Source organism: Pseudomonas kielensis, from assembly GCF_014236655.1.
Lineage (GTDB): Bacteria > Pseudomonadota > Gammaproteobacteria > Pseudomonadales > Pseudomonadaceae > Aquipseudomonas > Aquipseudomonas kielensis.
The window spans coordinates 1-19,279 of record NZ_JACMYG010000052.1; the positions used below are offsets into that span (position 1 = coordinate 1).

At 62.6% G+C, this 19,279-nt stretch carries 16 protein-coding genes; 9 read left to right on the forward strand and 7 right to left on the reverse strand.

Annotated elements, in window-relative coordinates:
- Positions 1 to 145: 145 nt before the first annotated feature.
- Positions 146 to 841: a pirin family protein gene (locus tag H7995_RS27110; RefSeq protein ID WP_166592601.1), complete on the reverse strand. Its 696-nt coding sequence runs from the start codon at positions 839 to 841 to the stop codon at positions 146 to 148.
- A gap of 253 nt (positions 842 to 1,094) precedes the next feature.
- Here H7995_RS27110 and H7995_RS27115 point away from each other — a divergent pair, with 253 nt between their 5' ends.
- A complete protein-coding gene (locus tag H7995_RS27115; protein ID WP_166592602.1) occupies positions 1,095 to 3,617 on the forward strand; it encodes a UvrD-helicase domain-containing protein in 2,523 nt (840 codons plus the stop codon).
- An 86-nt stretch (positions 3,618 to 3,703) separates the two neighbouring features.
- Here the strand turns inward: H7995_RS27115 and H7995_RS27120 are convergent, their stop codons facing one another.
- On the reverse strand, positions 3,704 to 3,979 hold the full coding sequence (locus H7995_RS27120) for a DUF1652 domain-containing protein (RefSeq protein ID WP_166592603.1): 276 nt from the start codon (positions 3,977 to 3,979) through the stop codon (positions 3,704 to 3,706).
- Between the two features lie 244 nt (positions 3,980 to 4,223).
- Between H7995_RS27120 and H7995_RS27125 the strand changes: the two genes are divergently transcribed.
- The 5 genes from H7995_RS27125 (at position 4,224) to H7995_RS27145 (ending at position 9,265) form a co-directional block, all read left to right on the forward strand.
- Positions 4,224 to 5,039: a helix-turn-helix domain-containing protein gene (locus tag H7995_RS27125; RefSeq protein WP_182340293.1), complete on the forward strand. Its 816-nt coding sequence runs from the start codon at positions 4,224 to 4,226 to the stop codon at positions 5,037 to 5,039.
- Positions 5,040 to 5,088: 49 nt separating this feature from the next.
- Positions 5,089 to 6,495 carry an NAD(P)/FAD-dependent oxidoreductase gene (locus H7995_RS27130; RefSeq protein WP_185819223.1) on the forward strand — a complete coding sequence of 469 codons (1,407 nt, stop codon included), beginning with the start codon at positions 5,089 to 5,091 and terminating at the stop codon, positions 6,493 to 6,495.
- A gap of 29 nt (positions 6,496 to 6,524) precedes the next feature.
- The gene (locus tag H7995_RS27135) at positions 6,525 to 6,866 is read left to right on the forward strand and encodes a cupin domain-containing protein (protein WP_182340297.1); all 342 of its coding nucleotides are present in this window, start codon (positions 6,525 to 6,527) and stop codon (positions 6,864 to 6,866) included.
- 53 nt (positions 6,867 to 6,919) lie between these two features.
- On the forward strand, positions 6,920 to 8,014 hold the full coding sequence (locus H7995_RS27140; protein ID WP_166592607.1) for a polyamine ABC transporter substrate-binding protein: 1,095 nt from the start codon (positions 6,920 to 6,922) through the stop codon (positions 8,012 to 8,014).
- A 144-nt stretch (positions 8,015 to 8,158) separates the two neighbouring features.
- The gene (locus H7995_RS27145; RefSeq protein ID WP_182340299.1) at positions 8,159 to 9,265 is read left to right on the forward strand and encodes a DmpA family aminopeptidase; all 1,107 of its coding nucleotides are present in this window, start codon (positions 8,159 to 8,161) and stop codon (positions 9,263 to 9,265) included.
- A gap of 4 nt (positions 9,266 to 9,269) precedes the next feature.
- On the opposite strand, the gene H7995_RS27150 is transcribed toward H7995_RS27145, so the two are convergent.
- The gene (locus H7995_RS27150) at positions 9,270 to 9,494 is read right to left on the reverse strand and encodes a YgdI/YgdR family lipoprotein (protein ID WP_166592609.1); all 225 of its coding nucleotides are present in this window, start codon (positions 9,492 to 9,494) and stop codon (positions 9,270 to 9,272) included.
- Positions 9,495 to 9,746: 252 nt separating this feature from the next.
- Here H7995_RS27150 and H7995_RS27155 point away from each other — a divergent pair, with 252 nt between their 5' ends.
- Positions 9,747 to 11,393: a VRR-NUC domain-containing protein gene (locus H7995_RS27155; protein WP_185819224.1), complete on the forward strand. Its 1,647-nt coding sequence runs from the start codon at positions 9,747 to 9,749 to the stop codon at positions 11,391 to 11,393.
- A 2-nt stretch (positions 11,394 to 11,395) separates the two neighbouring features.
- Entirely contained in the window at positions 11,396 to 13,660 is a 2,265-nt protein-coding gene (locus H7995_RS27160) for a helicase C-terminal domain-containing protein (protein ID WP_185819228.1), read from the forward strand.
- Between the two features lie 11 nt (positions 13,661 to 13,671).
- On the opposite strand, the gene H7995_RS27165 is transcribed toward H7995_RS27160, so the two are convergent.
- From H7995_RS27165 to H7995_RS27180, 4 genes are all read right to left on the reverse strand, one after another.
- Positions 13,672 to 14,163, reverse strand: coding sequence for a GNAT family N-acetyltransferase (locus H7995_RS27165; protein ID WP_166592611.1), 492 nt, complete (start codon positions 14,161 to 14,163; stop codon positions 13,672 to 13,674).
- Between the two features lie 138 nt (positions 14,164 to 14,301).
- Positions 14,302 to 15,615 (reverse strand): NAD(P)/FAD-dependent oxidoreductase, encoded by a 1,314-nt coding sequence (locus H7995_RS27170; RefSeq protein WP_185819225.1) that lies wholly within the window; start codon positions 15,613 to 15,615, stop codon positions 14,302 to 14,304.
- On the reverse strand, positions 15,612 to 16,700 hold the full coding sequence (locus H7995_RS27175) for a polyamine ABC transporter substrate-binding protein (protein ID WP_185819226.1): 1,089 nt from the start codon (positions 16,698 to 16,700) through the stop codon (positions 15,612 to 15,614). Before H7995_RS27175 ends, H7995_RS27170 begins: the two co-directional genes overlap by 4 nt.
- A gap of 78 nt (positions 16,701 to 16,778) precedes the next feature.
- Positions 16,779 to 18,137, reverse strand: a complete 1,359-nt coding sequence (locus tag H7995_RS27180; protein ID WP_166592614.1) for a glutamine synthetase family protein — start codon at positions 18,135 to 18,137, stop codon at positions 16,779 to 16,781.
- Positions 18,138 to 18,299: 162 nt separating this feature from the next.
- Between H7995_RS27180 and H7995_RS27185 the strand changes: the two genes are divergently transcribed.
- Entirely contained in the window at positions 18,300 to 19,232 is a 933-nt protein-coding gene (locus H7995_RS27185) for a helix-turn-helix domain-containing protein (RefSeq protein WP_185819227.1), read from the forward strand.
- The last annotated feature ends 47 nt before the right edge of the window (positions 19,233 to 19,279 follow it).

The window sequence follows — 19,279 nt, forward strand, 5'->3', positions numbered from 1 at the left end:
CATGAGCCTTTTGCTTACTTTTGGGCTCCTCCAAAAGTGAGCCGCTGTAAAAGCGGAACCATAGGAGGCCGTTACCGCAAGAATGGATATGTACTCTGTCTAATCCAACACCCCGGTCGGCCCAGAGGCCGCCCCGGGGAAGATGTCAGGCCAGGTCCACCAGGACAATCTCACTGTCCTCGATCGCGGTGACCCGCAATACCCGCTCCTCGGCAACCGCCACACCGTCTCGAGCTTCAGCGCGCAAGCCATTGACTTCAATGACCCCCGTGGCCGGTACCAGGTACGCCCGGCGGCCGTTATCCAGCGCGTATTCGGCGCTTTCCCCGGCTTTCAGGTTGGCCGCCACCAAGCGTGCATCGGCGCGGATACGCAGGCTCTGGTCATCGCCGGCCTTGCCGCTGGCCAGGGTCACGAAGCCTTCGCGCTGGCCCTTGGGAAAAGGCTTGGCGCCCCAGGACGGAGCCGAACCGGCCTCGTTGGGGATGATCCAGATCTGGAAGATCCGGGTCGCCGTCGACTCCAGGTTGTACTCGCTGTGGGTGATCCCGGTCCCGGCACTCATCACCTGGACGTCGCCGGCTTCAGTACGGCCCTTGTTGCCCAGGTTGTCTTCGTGGCTGATGGCGCCTTCGCGAACGTAGGTAATGATTTCCATGTCCCGGTGCGGGTGTCTGGGGAAGCCGGTGCCCGGCGCGATCACATCGTCGTTCCACACACGCAGGTTGCCCCAGTTCATACGCGTGGGATCGTAGTACTCGGCAAACGAGAAGTGATGGTGGGCGTCGAGCCAGCCGTGGTTTGCGCCGCCCAGGGAGGTGAAGGGTCTGAGTTCAAGCATGATCGTCTCCTGAAAGGTTCGTCATACAACGAGAACCGGTGGTTGATGGCGTGCATCTTCCACCAGGTATAAATCGATAAAAAGCGTAAAAACTCCTTCAAACCTATCTATCAGTTCGATATTTATGGGGGCCGCTTGCTTGCGCAGCACCTTCACTTCATCACTTAAACCAATGATGGATAAGCATTTGACTAGAACTCATCGGCAAATGCAGACACCATAGCCCGCAACAGCCTCACACCCTGGAGTCAGCGTGCCGCGACACACCCCCGATCTTCCCCCCGAGCTTTTGCCCCTGGCCGAGATGCCGTTGTTCAAGCGCCTGGCCGCACGCTTTTTTGGCCATGGACTGACCCGTTTGCGCGCCCAGCATCGGGCGTCCTGGTTGCACGGTCAGGCCGACGGCTTTCGCAGCGGACATACCGCCGGGGTGGATTACGGATACCAGGAAGGGCGGGCCGAGGGGTTGGAAGAAGGGCGCCAGGTCCTGCTGATTCGCGATAGCCGCTGCACGGAGCACCCGGCCCCCAAGGTCGACGAGCACCTGTTCGACGACTGGCGGCTGCCCTTGAGTGCTGAGCTGAAGAAGCGCGTCAAGGCCGATGTCGCGCGCCTGCTGCCGGCCGCCGCGCAACCCAGCGCCGCGCAGTGGAAGATGATCTTCAGCGACACGCCGTCCACCTCGGTGATCGCCGGGGCGGGCGCCGGCAAGTCGAGCACCCTGGCATTGCGCATTGTGCTGCTGACCCAGTACCTGGGCTTCGAGCTGGACTCCCTGACCGTGGTGACCTTTACCCGGGAGTCGCGCAAGGACTTCATCAACAAGCTGATTGCCCTATACGCCCTGTGGGGCCGGGCGCTGTCGCAAAAAGACGCGCGCGACCTGGTGCGCACCTTCCATTCACGGATTTTGCCGATGGTTCGCAGTCTGCCGGGCTTCGAGCGCCTGCAAGCCTTTGAAAACCTCAGCGAGCGCACGCTGCTGGATGACACGCAGGTCGACAGCAACCCCTTCGACCTGCGGATCAACGACAGCCAGCGCCAACAACTCAACGCCTGTTTTCACCGACTGTTTACCGACAACCTGCGCTTTCGTGAGTTGATCACGCCACTGTCGCGGCACGCTTTACAGCTCAAGGAGCTGGAGCGCGACCACCCGGATGTGCAAAAGCGCATGGCGGTGACGGAACTGGCGGCCAAGCGCGATGAAGAGCTGTGTGATGTCGTCGAGGACCTGTGGCTGCGGGCCGGCGCCTGGCCGATCAAGGGCATCGAGCCCAGCCGGCAGGCATTCGAGATCAATGGCGCGACCTTCCATTGTCACGGCTACATCCCGAGCTTGGACGCCTGGGTGGTGTTGGGCTTCGACCCCCAGGAAAATCCCCAGGTGAGCCGCCCCAACGCCAAGCTCACGGTGCGCGCAGAATGGGCGGTAAAGCGCACCCTGTTTCAAGCTTTCTGCCGTAAACCATTGATTTGGTTGGATAGTTATCAGTCTTCAAAGCGGGTCCTGGCCACCCTGGCTGGGGATGCCAGCGCCGGTCCCGGGTTCGACTACAAGGTCAAGGGCGAACTGGCCAGTGCGCCGTTGCTCGACTGTTTTGTCGGCGCCGCCAGCTTTATCGAGAACCTGGGCCTGGACGTGCCCGCCGCCGTGGGGCAGATGTCCTTTGCCAAGGACGACCCAGACCGGTTTTTCTTCGAGGCACTGAGTCTGTTCTGGCGGGCCTTCGAGGATCATCTGCTGGACCAGAAGCCGCCCGTGATGACCTACAACCGCATGTTCGCCCTGTTCAGCGAACACTCGCCGGAAAACCTCAGGCTGCTCAGCGATGAACTGCTGCGACCGATGTCGCACCTGATGATCGACGAATTCCAGGACGTTTCGCCGCAGATCGTCTCCTGGTTGCGGGCCACGCTAGGCGAGATCCGTCGCCGCGGGCCGGCCATGCATGTCGGCCGTGGGGCCCAGCGTTCTTCGCTGCTGTGCGTGGGTGATGACTGGCAATCGATCTACGGCTGGCGCGGCAGTTCGCCCAAGTACTTCATGGAGTTCAGCCAGCAATTCCCGTCACCCACCACCACCCGGGTGATGCTCAGCGACAACTACCGTAGCCACCAGTACATCATTGATGCGGCCGAGCATATCGTGCGCGCCGCCCCGGCGATCCCGGGCAAGAAGGCCAAGGCGTGCGGGCAGGCGGGGCCGTTGCTGCCGGTACAGATCCATGATCGTGACGAGGCCGCGCTGGGCCAGCGCCTCACGGAGCACTACCAGAAGGGTGATTCGATCTTAATGTTGTATCGAAAAAGTAGCGATAAGCTATTGATAGAGAAACATATTTCATCTGTAGTTAATGTTGATTCTAGCTTGCCGTATGAGGCCCGACGCCTCAAGCAGTTGACCTATCACAGTGCCAAGGGGCTGCAGGCGGATGCGGTGTTCCTGCTGGGGGACTGCCAGCACCTGACCAGTTCGCCCTACAAGAACCAGGTCTATCGGATGGCGGGACTGGGCAAGGACGGTGATGTAGAACCGTACGACAGCGCGCAGAAAGACGAAATCCTGCGCCTGGCGTATGTCGGCATCACCCGTGCGGTCAGCCATTGCTACTGGTACGTCGATGCTCAGGAGGGACCAATGGTCAACATGCCGCGGGCGTCCGACCGAATCGCCGCCAAGCCGTTCTTTGCCGATCAACGCACCGGTGCGGGCAGTGCGGGTGGGAGCGAGTCGGGCGGCGCTCCGTCGGCTCGCGACGTTCGTCAACGCTAACGCGATTGGCCTGACAGCCAGGGCGATCTCAGGATCATCGCGAGCAGGCTCGCGCCCACAGGTTCAAGGTCATCAGGATTGGCGGTTCAGGCGTAACGCTTGAGCGCCTGGGAGGGGATGAAGGCTTCGAGTTCATCCTCCACGGCTTCGATGATGCGCTCCACATCTGCTGCGTTCATCACGGTGGCGCAGGGAATCCCGGCAATGGCCAAAAGCGTCTCGCCGCTGACGCGGTCGAACAGCCGGGCGATCATGCTCCCCGGCGCATCCATGTTGGCCTCGAAGCCCACGGGATGAAAATGCCAGCGCATCAACTGGCAGGCGTTGGGAAAGGTGACCTTACTCTGTGAAGCCTTGTTCATCTGTTGCCCACCTGGGTGATCGAGCGCTTCCGTTAGCTCATGACAGGAGAGAGAGCCTTCTGTGGCTCCACCGGTTGAGTGGATAAAAGTAGCATTCGTTCAGCCTGCGGTTACTGGGTTTTTCAGGCCATTTGGCGATTGAATGCGGTTTTTATGCGCTGGATCACGTTCGCGCGTTGCCCATGACCATTGAAGCCTTCGGGCAAGTTCGGCAAGCTCGGTACTTTATGCCGTCGAGTGCCCTATGCCTGCCCCAGAAGATGGCCCGTTGTTGACCCAGGCCACTGGCGAAACCGTGCTGCGTTATCACCTGTGCTGGAAGCACCGCGACCTGGACGGGGTGATGGCGCTGTATCACCCGGATATCCAGTACCACGACTTTTTCCAGAACCGGGTCCTGGGCTTGAGCGAACTGCGCGAGTACGTGCGCAGCAGCATGCCCCGTGATCCCGAGGAGGCGCTGGAGCATTCGGACCGCATCCGCCTGGATGGCGACACCGCGTTCATCCAGTACCGCATGACCTTGCGCGGCGGTGAAGGGCTGGTGTCGTTTCGCTCCAGCGAGGCAATCACCGTGCGTGACGGGCTGATCTGGCGCGTCAACGAATACGCTTCCCTGGTTCACGAGCAGCGCGACAGCCAGGCGCCGGGAACTCCGCGCCCGGCGGCCAGTCGGCTGGGGCTGTCTCCCCGGCAGTTGAGTTTCATGGCCCAGGACCTGCAGCAGTACTTCGAGCGCCAGCAAGCCTATCTCGATCCGCAACTGGACCTGCAACGGGTGGCCGAGGAGTGCGGTTACAGCCGCAACCAGATTTCCTACCTGCTCAATCAGGTCCTGGGGCAAAGCTTCTACCGCTACGTCAACCAGGCGCGATTGCAGCATCTGCTGGCGGCGCTGGACCGGGCCACGCCCCCGGTGCGCATCGACGAGCTGGCGTTTGCCGCCGGGTTCAACTCGTTATCGGCGTTCTACAGCTGTTTTCGCCAGCACACCGGGCTGTCGCCCAAGGCCTACGTCAAACAGATTTCTTTGCGTGCACGCGCGCAAGACAAGCCCTGAGCCAACCACTAGGATCGACGCCATCGAAACTTGAAGGGCGGAGACTTGCATGCCGGCGTGGCGCACGATCAGTTTGTGGATGGACCAGCTCGAGGAGCCGCTGCTGCCGCGGCCCGCCCTTGAGCACGAGCTGGATGTCGATGTGGTGATCATCGGTGCCGGGTACACCGGCCTCTGGACCGCTTACTACCTCAAGCGGCAGGCTCCCGAGCTGAACATCGCCATCGTCGAGGCGCAAACCGCCGGGTTCGGCGCTTCGGGCCGCAATGGCGGCTGGCTGATGGGTAACCTGCTGGGCGAAGACCGCCTGCTGGCCGGATTGCCCGCCGAACAACGGCGGGCCTCCTTCGACTTGCTGCACAGCATTCCCGATGAGGTGGCGATCGTCATCGAACGAGAAGGCATCGACTGCGATTACCGCAAGGGCGGGGTGCTGTATTGCGCCGCCCGTTATCCCGAGCAGGCGCACAGCCTGCGCCAGTATCTGGACGGGCTCTATGCCCAGGGCTTGAATCAGTCCGACTATCGCTGGTTGACCCCCGAGCAGCTCAACCAGCAGATCCGGGTGGCCAGGCCCTATGGTGGCATCTATGCGCCGCACTGCGCGACGATCCACCCGGCCAAGCTGGTGCGGGGCCTGGCACGCACCGTGGAGCGCATGGGGGTGAATATCTACGAAAACAGCCCCGTGACCGCCTGGCAGTCGGGCAGCGTGCGCACCGCCAAGGCCAGCGTGCGTGCGCGCTGGGTGGTGCCGGCGGTGGAGGGGTATGCCGTGACGCTGGCCCCGCTGGGCCGTTATCAATTGCCGGTGCAGAGCCTGCTGGTCGCCACCGAGCCTTTGTCCGCAGCGACCTGGGACGAAATCGGCCTGAGCCGCGGCCAAGCCTTCAGCGAAAGCAGCCGCCAGGTCACCTATGGCCAGCGTACGGCCGACAATCGCTTGGTGTTCGGCGCCAGAGGCGGTTACCAGTTCGCCGGTCAACTGCGGCACAACTTCGACCTGACCCGCAGTGAGGTCGAGCTGCGGCGCTACCTGTTCGGTGAATTGTTCCCGCAGCTCAAGAATGTGCAGATCACCCATTCCTGGGGCGGCAACCTCGGTATGTCGCGCAACTTCAAGCCGCACATGCTGTGCGACGTGCGCAGCGGCATTGCCCTGTCGGGCGGTTATGGCGGTGAAGGCGTCGGCGCCAGCAACCTTGGTGGCCGAACCCTGGCCGACCTGATCCTGCAACGCGACAGCCAGTTGGTGCGCCAGCCCTGGGTCATCCCCCAGGGCGGCCTCGACGCGCTGCGCGCCTGGGAGCCGGAGCCGCTGCGCTGGCTGGGCTACAACGCGATCATCCGCAGCTTCATCCATGAAGATCGCGTCCTGGCCGACCCGCACAGCGCGCCCTGGCGCCGCAAGCTTGCCACGCAGGTGGCGGGGTTCATGGAAGGCTTGATGCACTAAACGCGCTTCACTCACCCACAGGTATCGACATGAGCATTACCCAGTTCAAGAACACCCATCAGGTGCCGCTGCAGGAATCCGCCCCGGTCGCCGTTCCGCTCGGTACGCCGGTGGCGGTCACCTCGACCACCAGCGTTGAGCGCAGCGACGGCGTCGAAACCGGGATCTGGGAGTGTACCCCCGGTCGCTGGCGGCGGCAGATCGTCGCGCAAGAGTTCTGTCACTTCGTCCAGGGTCGCTGCACCTTCACCCCGGATAACGGCGAGCCGCTGCAGATAGAAGCCGGCGATGCCTTGATGCTGCCTGCCAACAGCACCGGGATCTGGGATATCGAGGAAACGGTGCGCAAGACCTACGTATTGATTTTTTGATCCTCTGATCAACCGAAGACCTGCCAATAAAAACGCCAAACAGGAATCGAATCATGATCCGCATACCCCGTGCACCCCTGATGCTGGCCCCGCTGATGCTGGCTGCGACCCTCAGCCAGGCCGCCGAGACCGTAAAGGTCTACAACTGGTCGGACTACATCGCGCCGGACACGATGAAAAACTTCCAGAAAGAAACCGCCATCGGTTTCAGCTATGACGTCTACGACAGCAACGAAACCCTCGACGGGAAGCTGATGACCGGTCAATCGGGGTATGACGTGGTGTTCCCCTCCAACCACTTCATGGCGCGGCAGATCGCCGGCGGGGCGCTGAAGAAGCTCGACAAGAGCCAGTTGCCCAACTGGCAGAACCTCAATCCCGTGTTGCTCAAGGCCCTGCAAGACAACGACCCGGGCAACGAGCACGGCTTTCCCTACCTGTGGGGCAGTACTGGGATCGGCTACAACATTGCCAAGGTCAAGGCGGTGCTGGGGGACAACGCCCCCGTGGATTCCTGGGACCTGATCTTCAAGCCCGAATACATGGAGAAGCTGCAGAAGTGCGGCGTGGCAATCCTCGATAACGGCCCGGAACTGCTGCCCGCGGCCTTGAACTACCTGGGCTTGCCCCACCACAGCCAGGACCCGGCGGACTACAAGAAAGCCGAAGCACTGCTGATGAAGGTACGGCCCTACGTCAGCTATTTCCATTCCTCCAAGTACACCAGTGACCTGGCCAACGGCGATATCTGCGTTGCGGTGGGTTTCTCCGGGGACATCCTGCAGGCCGAAAGCCGGGCCAGGGAAGCCAACAACGGCGTGGACATCGGCTACGCGATCCCCAAGGAAGGCGCAGCGATCTGGTTTGACATGGTGGCCATGCCCGTCGACGCGCCCGACGAAAAACAAGGCTACGCCTTCATGAACTACCTGCTGCGCCCCGACGTCATGGCCAGCATCAGCAACCATGTGCACTACGCCAACGGCAACCAGCAGGCCGACAGCCTGATCGACCCGGCTATCAGGAACGACACCAAGGTCTACCCAAGCGAGGAGATGATGGGCAAATTGTTCGCCCTGCAAGCCATGCCCCTGAACATCGACCGGATTCGGACCCGGCTGTGGAACAAGATCCGCACCGGGAGTTGATCGGCAACATCCCGTCGGGGATTGCGCGCCTGTGCTTGTGGGGGGCATACCCCAACGGGGTAATGGGCGCGACAGCCTGGGTTCTCTAGAGTAGCGGTCCTTCGCCGGTGCGAACCGGTGCATCAATATTGCTGAGGAGAGGACATGCGAGCACGTGAATTGGGCATCACCCTGGGCTTGGGCGTGCCGGGGCCGTTGAATGCCATCACCGATGTTCCGGGGGTTCGGGTCGGGCACAGCACCGTGCGTGACGAAGTCAACGGCAAGCAGGTCAGGACCGGCGTTACGTTGATCCAGCCACGGGCCGGTCACGCACGGCAGCAACCGTGTTTCGCCGGTTGCCATGTGCTCAACGGCAACGGCGATGCCACGGGGCTGGAATGGATTCGTGAAGCCGGGCTGTTGGCAACCCCGATTGCCATCACCAATACCCACAGCGTCGGTGTGGTGCGTGATGCCCTGGTGGCGCAGGAGCGTGACAGCCTCGCGGACCCAGCGGTCTACTGGTGCATGCCGGTGGTGATGGAGACCTACGATGGCGTGCTCAATGACATCTGGGGCCAGCATGTAGGCCCCCAACACGTGGCCGAGGCAGCCGCCAATGCCAGCGCCGGCCCCGTGGCGGAGGGCGCGGTCGGGGGTGGCACCGGGATGATCTGCCATGAGTTCAAGGGCGGTATCGGCACGTCGTCGCGGCAAGTGCCGGTCGGGCAGGGTGGTTATACCGTCGGTGCGCTGGTCCAGGCCAACCATGGCAAACGCCGTGAACTGCGGATCGACGGCTACCCGGTCGGCCGCCAGTTGGCGCCAAGCCCATCGCCCTTCGAACACCAGGGCACGCCTGGCATGGGCTCGATCGTGGTGATCCTCGCGACCGACGCGCCCCTGCTGCCGCACCAGTGCCAGCGCCTGGCCCAGCGCGCCTCCATCGGCATAGCCCGCACCGGCGGCGGCACCGAAGACTCCAGCGGAGACATCTTCCTGGCCTTCGCCACCGGCAACCAGGATCTGCCGCCTGCGGACTACGGGCGCAAAGACCTGCCCTTGAGCACGCCTCTGGCCATGCTCAACAATGACTACCTTTCCGCCTTGTTCAGCGCAGCGGCCGAAGCGGTGGAGGAGGCGATCGTCAATGCGTTGCTGGCGGGCGAGGATATGGACAGTGACGATGGCCGCCGCGTGGCTGGACTCACGGCCGAGTTGCTGTTGCCGGCTTTGCGCGCCTCAGGCTGGTCCAGCTCCCAGCGCTGAGTGTTTAATCTTCCTTGCGGATGGTGGCGACATCATCCGCCTTGACCTTGACCGTCGCGCCGGAAATGTCCTTGAACTCGATAAAGCCGTCTTCACCTGTGGTGTCCGGCATATCTTCGGTCAGGTATTGGGTGCCGTTCTGCAGGGTCACCACCGTTGGGGTCGAGCAACCTGCCAGTGCCAGCAAGGCCGCCACGGCCAGGGGCATGCACAGCGTACGGATGTTCATACTAAAACCTCTCAATCCAGAATCACTTGATCGGCCTGATGCGATGAGCAGCGGCGCGATATCACTAGGCCCTTGGTCCCGCTTATCCCGGGAAAGTTCGCTTAGGCCCTGAAAAAGCAGGAAAAAACCTCATCAAAGGGTCGGTGCGATGGATAAAACCCGCCCATTTATCCTTTTCCATTTGCCAGCGGCGCGGCTGAACTGCTATCTGTATGCATAACCAGTATCAGTTTGCCATGGCCCTTTCTATCTGTGACCGTCAATCCGCTCGAAGATCCGTTCTACTACCTCACTAACTTTCAGCAGGTACTCGCCTGGCTGCAGCAGCGTTATGCCGATGTGCTGAGCCCGCAGGAGCAGGCGTTCATCGAGCGTTTCGGCCAGTTGCCGCGTGCGTCCCAGGCGCTGCTGGTGCGCATGGTGATGCGCAAGGGCGAACACTTTCGCCTGGGCAAGTTGCAGTACCCGGAAATCGGCGCGCCGGCGCTGGCGGTGCAGCCGTTGCTGGAACTGGGCTGGGTCGACGATCAGGCGCCATTGACCCTGGACCAGGTGTTCGAGGTGCTGCTCAAAGGCGAGATCCTCGCCTGCTTCGGTGCGGCCATCGATCAGCCCAAAGCCAAAAAAGCCGCCTGGCTCGACGCCTTGCGTGAGTCATTCCCCCAACCGCAAACCCTGCACCAGTGGTACCCGGCCCTGGATGATCGGCTCCTGAGCCTGACCATCATGGACCTGTGCGACCGCTTGCGCTTGATGTTCTTCGGCAACCTGTACCAGGACTGGTCGGAGTTCGTGCTGGCGGACCTGGGCATCTACACCTACGAAAAGGTCGAGTTCTGCGCCGAGTCCCGGGGCTTGCGCAGCCGTGAGGACGTCGAGGCATTTCTCTACCTGCATGGCTGCCAGCAAGCTTTCGAAGGCGGTGAGGACGTGAGCCAGGTGGTGGCCCGGATTCACGCCCTGGACAGCGCCAATCCCTGGCTGCACAGACGCCGCGACAAACTGCTGTTCCTGCTCGGGCAACACTGCGAACGCCTGGCCGACTGGCCGGCAGCGCTGGCTATCTATCGTCAGTGCCACTACCCGGGCGCCAGGGTGCGCCTGATCCGGGTACTGGAGCGCTGCGCCGAGTATGCCCTGGCGCTGGAGTTGGCGACCCAGGCCGAGCTCGCCCCGCAAAGTGCCGCCGAGCAGCAGCAAGTGCTGCGAATGCTGCCGCGCTTGCGGCGCAAACTCGGCGGGCCGCCGGCGCCACGGCTCAAGCCACGGGAAGTCGAACGCCTGGACCTCAACCTGCCGCGCGTCGACCCGGCGTTGTCGGTGGAATTTCATGTCCAGGCGCACCTGGATGACCCGGCGGCACCGGTGCACTACGTTGAAAACAGCCTGATCAACTCCTTGTTCGGCTTGCTCTGCTGGCCGGCGATCTTCGCGCCGTTGCCCGGGGCGTTCTTCCACCCGTTCCAGCGCGGGCCGGTGGACCTGCTGAGCGAGGATTTCCATGCCCGTCGCGCTGAGCTGTTCCAGGCCTGCCTGGGGGAACTGGACGATGGCCGTTATGCCACGACCATTCGCCAGCGCTTTCACGCCAAGGCGGGCGTGCAATCGCCCTTCGTGTTCTGGGGGGCGCTGACCGAGGAACTGCTGGAGCAGGCATTGCTCTGCCTGCCGGCGGAACACCTCAGGCACTGGTTCGAGCGGCTGTTGCAGGACATCAAGGCCAACCGCGCCGGCATGCCCGACCTGATCCAGTTCTGGCCGCAGCAAAAGACCTACCGGATGATCGAGGTCAAGGGCCCGGGTGATCGCCTGCAGGATAACCAGTTGCGCTGGCTGGAGTTCTGCCACGCCCATCAGATGCCCATCGCCGTGTGCTACGTGCAGTGGGCACTACCTTGAGCGTGAGCTACAGCATCGCGGTGCGTGCCTTGTGTGAGTTCACCGCCAAGAGCGGCGACCTCGACCTGCGCTTCACCCCATCACCCACGGCCCTGGAGGGCATCGTCGGGCATCGTACCGTGGCCGCGCGACGCAGTCCGGGCTACCAGAACGAAGTGCCGGTGCAAGGCCAGTACCGGCAGTTGAGCGTCCGGGGCAGGGCAGACGGTTATGACCCGGCGCAAAACCGCCTGGAAGAAATCAAGACCTACCGCGGCGACCTGGAGCAGATGCCGGCCAACCACCGGCAACTGCATTGGGCCCAGGCGAAAATCTACGGTTGGTTGCTGTGCCAGCAACTGCACCTGACCGAGATCAACCTGGCACTGGTGTATTTCGACATCGCCAGCGAGCAGGAGACCAGTCTGGTGTCAGCCTGCAGCGCACTTGAGCTGCACGCCTTCTTCAACCAGCAGTGCGAGTTGTTCCTGGCCTGGGCCGAGCAGGAGCTGGCCCATCGCGAGGCGCGCAATCTGGCGGCCCAGGCGTTGCAGTTTCCCCACCCGGACTTTCGCCCCGGCCAGCGTCACCTGGCGGAATCGGTGTTCAAGGCGGTCAGTACCGGGCGCTGCCTCATGGCCCAGGCCACCACCGGCATCGGCAAGACCCTCGGCACCCTGTTCCCGATGCTCAAGGCCCTGGCGCCGCGGAAACTGGACAAGGTGCTGTTTCTCACCGCCAAGACGCCAGGGCGCAAACTGGCGCTGGATGCCGCGCAGGTGTTGGTCGATAGCGCACCGGGGCTGCCCTTGCGGGTCCTGGAAATGGTCGCCCGGGACAAGGCCTGCGAGCACCTGGACAAGGCCTGCCACGGGGAATCCTGCCCATTGGCCAAGGGCTTTTATGACCGCTTGCCGGCCGCGCGCCAGGCTGCCAGCCAGGTGACCCTGCTCGATCAGGCGGCGCTGCGCCAGATCGCCCTGGCGCACCAGGTGTGCCCGTACTACCTGAGCCAGGAAATGGCGCGCTGGGCCGACCTGGTGGTCGCCGACTACAACTACTACTTTGATTTCAGCGCACTGTTGTTCGGTCTGGCCCAGGCCAACCAGTGGCAACTGGCGGTACTGGTGGACGAGGCCCACAACCTGGTGGAGCGCGGGCGGCAGATGTACAGCGCCAGCCTGGATCAATTCAGTTTCAACGCCCTGCGCAAAATCGCCCCCGAGGTGCTGAAGAAAAGCCTGCAGCGGGTCAACCGTGAGTGGAACGCGCTGCACAAGGAGCAGACCAGCCCTTACCAGGCCTATGCCAAGGCGCCGGATAAACTGTTGCAGGCGCTGTCGCTGTGCACCGCGGCCATCGGTGACTACCTCAACGACCACCCGCAAGGGCTGGACGCCGAGGTGCAGCGTTTCTACTTCGATGCGTTGCAGTTCTGCCGGGTGGCGGAGTTGTTCGATGAACAGTTCGTGTTCGACATCAGCAAACGCCAGTCCAGCGGTCAGCGCAGCCTGGCGCTGCTGTGCCTGCGCAACGTGGTGCCGGCCGGCTTTATCCGCCCCAGACTGACCGCGGCGCGCAGCGTGGTGATGTTCTCCGCGACCCTCAGCCCGCAGCGCTACTACCGCGACCTGCTGGGGTTGCCTGCGGCGACGGTGTGGATCGACGTCGAGTCGCCATTTCATGCCGACCAGCTCAAGGTGCAGATCGTCAGCCAGATTTCCACCCGTTTTGTCCATCGCCAGGCCTCCCTGGCCCCCATCGTCGACTTGATGGCGCGCCAATTCAGCGAGCGCCCCGGCAACTACCTGGCGTTTTTCAGCAGCTTCGATTACCTACAACAGGTGGCTCAACTGTTTGCCGATAGCCACCCGCACATCCAGCAATGGTCACAGTCCCGGGGCATGGACGAACGCAGCCGCCAGGCGTTTCTGGAGCAGTTCACCGCCCATGGCCAGGGCATCGGTTTTGCCGTACTCGGCGGGGCGTTTGGCGAGGGCATCGACCTGCCCGGGGCACGGCTGATTGGCGCCTTCATCGCGACCCTGGGCCTGGCGCAGTTGAACCCGGTCAATGAGCAGTTGAAGCAGCGCATGGCGGCGCTTTTCGGCGATGGGTATGACTACACCTACCTGTTTCCCGGCGTGCAAAAAGTCGTGCAGGCCGCCGGCCGGGTGATTCGCACCCAGCAGGATGAAGGGCTGGTGATGTTGATCGATGATCGATTCGCCGAGCCCAAAGTCCAGCAGTTGTTGCCACGCTGGTGGTCGGTCAGCGGCCGGGCTTGAGGTCGAAGCCGTCAGTGGATGCGGAACTTGAACAAGGTGCAGGGGTAACCGTCCACCGGCAGCCGGTGCTGGCTCAATTCACTGGCGCCCAGCGTCGGCACGACCCTGGCCCAGAACGCCTTGGCCGCCTGGTTGGCATCCAGGTGGAAAACCTGCCAGCAGCCGGGAAGCTGGTGCAGCAGTGCGTCCACCACGTGACGGCCAACGCCCTGGCCACGGTATCGGCGGCTGACGAATAAATAGCTGATATTGAACTCCACCCCCGCCAGGTGGGCCGTATCGTCCACCGTGACAAAACCGGCCAGTGCTCCATCTACCCGGATCAGGAATGGCTGGGTGGCGGGCTTGCGCCAGTAGTCGGGTGGCAGTTGCACAGTGAACAGGCCGCGCTCGGCGAGGGTCAGCGGCAGCCATTCACTGAAGTCATAGAGGTAGAACTGCATCAGGTTCTCGATGCTGTCCAACTCATCGCGCTGAGCGCGCAGCAGTTCGATGCCGGGCATGGGCTTTGGGTCCTCCAGCGAAGCGGTACCTGTGACCCTAGCGCACAATCAGCCAGGCGCTACCGCTATCGCGGGCCAGCCTGCTCCCACAGAGGCATCCCACATAGATGTTCGTGCCAGAACAAGCAGGCTGGCCGGTCAGCCGAGCATCTCCTTCATCCGATACCAGGCCATACCCAACGCCAGCAGCGGGGCGCGCAATGCACGGCCGCCGGGGAAGGTCAGGTGCGGCACCGAGCTGAACACGTCGAAACCCTGGCTGTGTCCGGCATGGATCGCTTCGCCCAGCAGGCGTGCGCACCAGTGGGTGACGTTCAGGCCGTGGCCGGAATAGCCCTGGGCGTAATACACGTTCGGGTGCGCTGACAGGCGGCCGATCTGCGGGAAACGGTTAGCGGAAATCCCGATGCGCCCACCCCATTGATAGTCGATGCGCACATCGGCCAACTGCGGGAACACCTTGAGCATCTGCGGCCTCATGTAGGCGCTGATGTCCGCCGGGTCCCGCCCGGAATAATGACAGGCACCGCCAAACAGCAAGCGCCGGTCGGCGGATAACCGGTAATAGTCCAGGCCGACTTTCTGGTCACACAGCGCCAGGTTATGCGGGATCAACTGATCCGCCGCCTGCTGCGACAGCGGTTCAGTGGCGATGATGTAGCTGCCGGCGGGCAGCACTTTGCCGCTGAGCTTGGGCTCCAGCTCCTCCAGGTGCGCATTGCAGGCCAGCACCAGTGTGCCGGCGCGCACCGAGCCGCTGGCACTGCGCACCTTGACCGTGGTGCCGTGAATGATCTCCAGCACCGGGCTGTGCTCGAAGATCCGCACTCCCAGGGACTCGGCGACCTGCGCTTCGCCGAGCACCAGGTTCAGCGGGTGCAGATGCCCCGAGCCCATGTCCACCAGCCCCCCGGCATAGACCTTGGAGTTGACCACCTGGTCGATGTCCTGCGCCGCCACGAGCCGGGTCTCATGGGCATAACCCTGGGCCTGGAGGCTCTGTTGTTCCGCCTTGAACGCGGCAAACTGCGCTGCGGTGTTGGCCAGCTCGCAGAATCCCCAGCGCAGATCGCAGTCGATGCCGTGCTGGCGGATGCGCTCGGCCACCACCTGCACCGACTCGATCCCCGCGCGTTCCAGGTAACGCACGCCGTCCTCGCCGATGTAGCGGGTAAATCCCGAGACATCATGGCCGACACCGCGGATCAGTTGTCCGCCGTTACGCCCACTGGCCCCCCAGCCGATCTGCCGAGCCTCCAGCAGGATCACCGAGAGCCCGCGCTGGGCCAGTTCAATGGCGGTATTGACCCCGGTAAAACCGCCGCCGATCACGCAGACATCCGCCTCCAGGTCCGCCTCCAGCGCCGGTCGCTGGCGCATGCCCTTGGCGCTGGCGGCGTAGTAGGAGCGGGCGTGCTCGGTGTCCGGGTTGAATTGAGTGGCCTGGTTCATTTGTTGGACTTCACTTTGCTCCACGAGCGAGTCATCAGGCGCATGATTTCTGGCGTCGGGGTGGTGGAAATGTACAGTTTGTCGAGCACCGCCTGGGGCGGGTAGACCTCGGGGTTGTTCACCAGTTCGGCCTCCATGAACGGCTTGGCGGCCGGATTCGGGTTGGCGTAGCCGACGGTGGCGCTGACCTTGACAATGACCTCGGGGTCCAGCAGGTAGTTGATGAACTCGTAGGCTTGCTTGGGGTTGCTGGCATCGGCCGGTACCGCCAGCAGGTCGAACCACAGGTTGCTGCCTTCCTTGGGAATGGCGTAGGCGATGTTCACCCCGTTCTTCGCTTCCTTGGCCCGGTTGGCGGCCTGGAACACGTCGCCGGAATAACCGAAGGCGATGCAGATATCACCGTTGGCCAGGTCCGAGACGTACTTGGAGGAGTGGAAGTAGGTGATGTAGGGGCGAATGGTCAGCAGCTTGGCTTCGGCCTTTTTGTAGTCTTCGACTTTTTCGCTGCGCGGGTCCATCCCCATGTAGTTGAGGATGGCCGGGTACACCTCATCGGCCGAATCCATCATCGACACGCCGCACTGGCTGAGTTTTTTCAGGTTCTCGGGTTCGAACATCACTGCCCACGAGTCGATATGGTCAACCCCCAGCACCTGTTTGATCTTGTCGACGTTGTAACCGATGCCGTTGGTGCCCCACAGGTAGGGCACCGAGTGCGCGTTGCCGGGGTCGTTCTTTTCCAGCAGGGTCAAGAGTTTCGGGTCCAGGTTCTTCCAGTTGGGCAACTGCTCGCGATCAAGCTTGAGGAAGGCCCCGGCCTTGACCTGGCGCGCCAGGAAGTGGTTGGACGGCACCACCACGTCGTAGCCGGTACGACCGGCGAGCAGCTTGCCTTCCAGGGTTTCATTGGAGTCGAACACGTCATAGATGACCTTGACCCCGGTCTTGGCGGTGAAGTCGGCGAGGGTGGTTTCGCCGATGTAGTCGGTCCAGTTGTACACGCTGACACTGGGCTGTGCGTGGGCCACAGCGCTGCACAACAGCCCCAGGGTAACGGGTACCACGGATTTCAATAGACGCATTCGACACCTCTTAGAATCATTGTTTTCGATGTGTAGGACCTTTTGTAGGAGCGAGCTTGCTCGCTCCCACCTTTGCAATCAGACGCTCAGCAGCAGGAACTCGCGCTCCCAGGAGCTGATCACGCGCTTGAAGTTTTCATGCTCGGCACGTTTCACCGCGACGTAGCCGCGCACGAACTTGCTGCCCAGGTAGCTTTCAATGGTCGGGCAGTTCTCCATGTGCGCCAGGGCATCTTCGATGGTGATCGGCAGGCGCAGGTTGCGTCGTTCGTAGGCCCGACCCTCGACGGCGGCGCTCGGCTCGACGCGCTCGACCATACCCAGGTAGCCGCACAGCAGGCTGGCCGCAATGGCCAGGTAAGGGTTGGCATCGGCGCCGGGCAGGCGGTTTTCCACGCGCATCGCATCCGGGCTTGAGGTCGGCACCCGCAGGCCGACGGTGCGGTTTTCCACGCCCCATTCGACGTTCACCGGCGCCGAGGTGTCCGGCAGGAAACGGCGGAACGAGTTGACGTTGGGGGCGAACATCGGCAGCAGCTTGGGAATGTACTTCTGCAGGCCGCCGATATGGTGCAGGAACAGTTCGCTCATGCCGCCGTCTTCATTGGCGAAGATCGGCTTGCCGGTGGCGATCTCGACCACGCTCTGGTGCAGGTGCATGGCGCTGCCCGGCTCATCGCCGATCGGCTTGGCCATGAAGGTGGCGGTGACGTTGTGCTTGAGCGCCGCTTCGCGCAGGGTGCGCTTGAACACGGTGATCTGGTCGGCCAGGTCCAGCGCGTCGCCATGCCGGAAGTTGATTTCCATTTGCGCCGGGCCGTCTTCGTGGATCAGCGTGTCGAGGTCCAGGCCCTGGGCTTCGCACCAGTCGTAGACATCTTCGAACAGGGGATCAAATTCGTTGGCGGCATCGATGGAAAACGACTGCCGACCGCTTTCGGCGCGGCCCGAACGGCCCAGCGGCGCCTTGAGTGGCAAGTCCGGGTCTTCGCAGCGCTGGGTCAGGTAGAACTCCATTTCCGGGGCAACGATCGGCTTCCAGCCTTTGTCGGTGTAAAGCTGCAGGACTTTCTTGAGCACGTTGCGCGGCGACAGCTCGATCGGGTTGCCGAACTTGTCGAAGGTATCGTGGATCACGATCGCAGTGGGCTCGATGGCCCATGGAATCACGTAGACCGCGTCGGACACCGGCTTGCACACCATGTCGATGTCGGCCGGGTCGAGCAGGTCGTAGTAGATGTCGTCGTCGACAAAGTCCCCGGTTACCGTTTGCAACAGCACACTTTCCGGCAGGCGCATGCCTCGCTCATGCAGGAACTTGTTGGTGGGCGCTATCTTGCCGCGAGCGATACCGGTCAGGTCAGTGACCACGCATTCGACTTCGGTAATCTTGTGATCTTTCAGCCAGGTGGAGAGCTGATCGAAAGGGGCGTTCATAAAGACCTCGTTATTGGTTTTATCCGCGCCAGAGTCAGGCTTGCTGTGCACAGAGACTTCCCCTGTAGCGCGTTGACGACTATCTTGGGCCAGCGTTACGGTTCCATCTATCCACTTTCAGCAGCCCTAAAGCGCACCAAAAGAGTGCGCGCGGATCCCCCCATGACAGCGCCCAGTCCCTTGCATGTGCAGGCTTTCAACACCGCAGACGTCGCCGACCAGATACGCGCGACCCCTGGGTGGGTGCAGCACTACCAGCAAATGTCGCCCGGCCACTTCGCCGGCCTGGTGCGCTATCTGGACTTGCAGGGGGTAGAGATTTACGAGGAGTGCATGAACACCCGGGTCGAGCAGAATTTCAGCGCGCCACCGGGGGCCTTGGCGTTCTGTTTCGACCGCAGTGATAACGCGCTTTATGTGCTCAACGGTGAAAGCCGCAACATCTGGATCACCCCGGAGAACTACCAGGAAGTGGCGGTGGTCTTCGGTCCGCAGTTCCTGCAGCGCCAGGGCGTTAGCATCGAACGCCTGGAAGGCCTGTTCATGGCACCGCTCAACTCGCAGCAGAACGCACTGTTCAGCCGCTGGCTCAGCGGTACCCTGACCCGCTTGTCCCAGACCATCGACCCACCGAGCCGGGAAGCCCTGACCCAGCAACTGCTGGACGACTGCCTGTTCATCCTCGACAACGCCTGCGTCTGCCTCGACCAGGGCGCATTGCAGCGCCGGGCAGGTGAGCGGGTGATCATGAAACGGGTGGGCGAGTGGGCAGCCGATACCCCGGAAGAACAGCTCAACCTGCTGGAATTGTCCCACGTCGCCGGGGTTTCCCTGCGCCAGTTGCAACACGCTTTCAAGACCTACACGGGCATGGCCCCGACCCAATGGCTGCGCCTGCGCCGCCTCAACAGCGCCCGCCGCGAACTGCTCGGCAGCCACCCCGGCCAGACCACCGTGGCCGAAGTGGCGATGCACTGGTCATTCTGGCACCTGGGGCGTTTTTCCAGCAGCTACCGGGCGCTGTTCAAAGAACTGCCGAGCGACACCCTCAAGCGCGCGGGGGCTATACCAACGAGTGGGCGAGGGCGGCGTTAAACATCGATGGTTGTTGATCGTGCTTAATAAAGAACCTGCCTACAGCT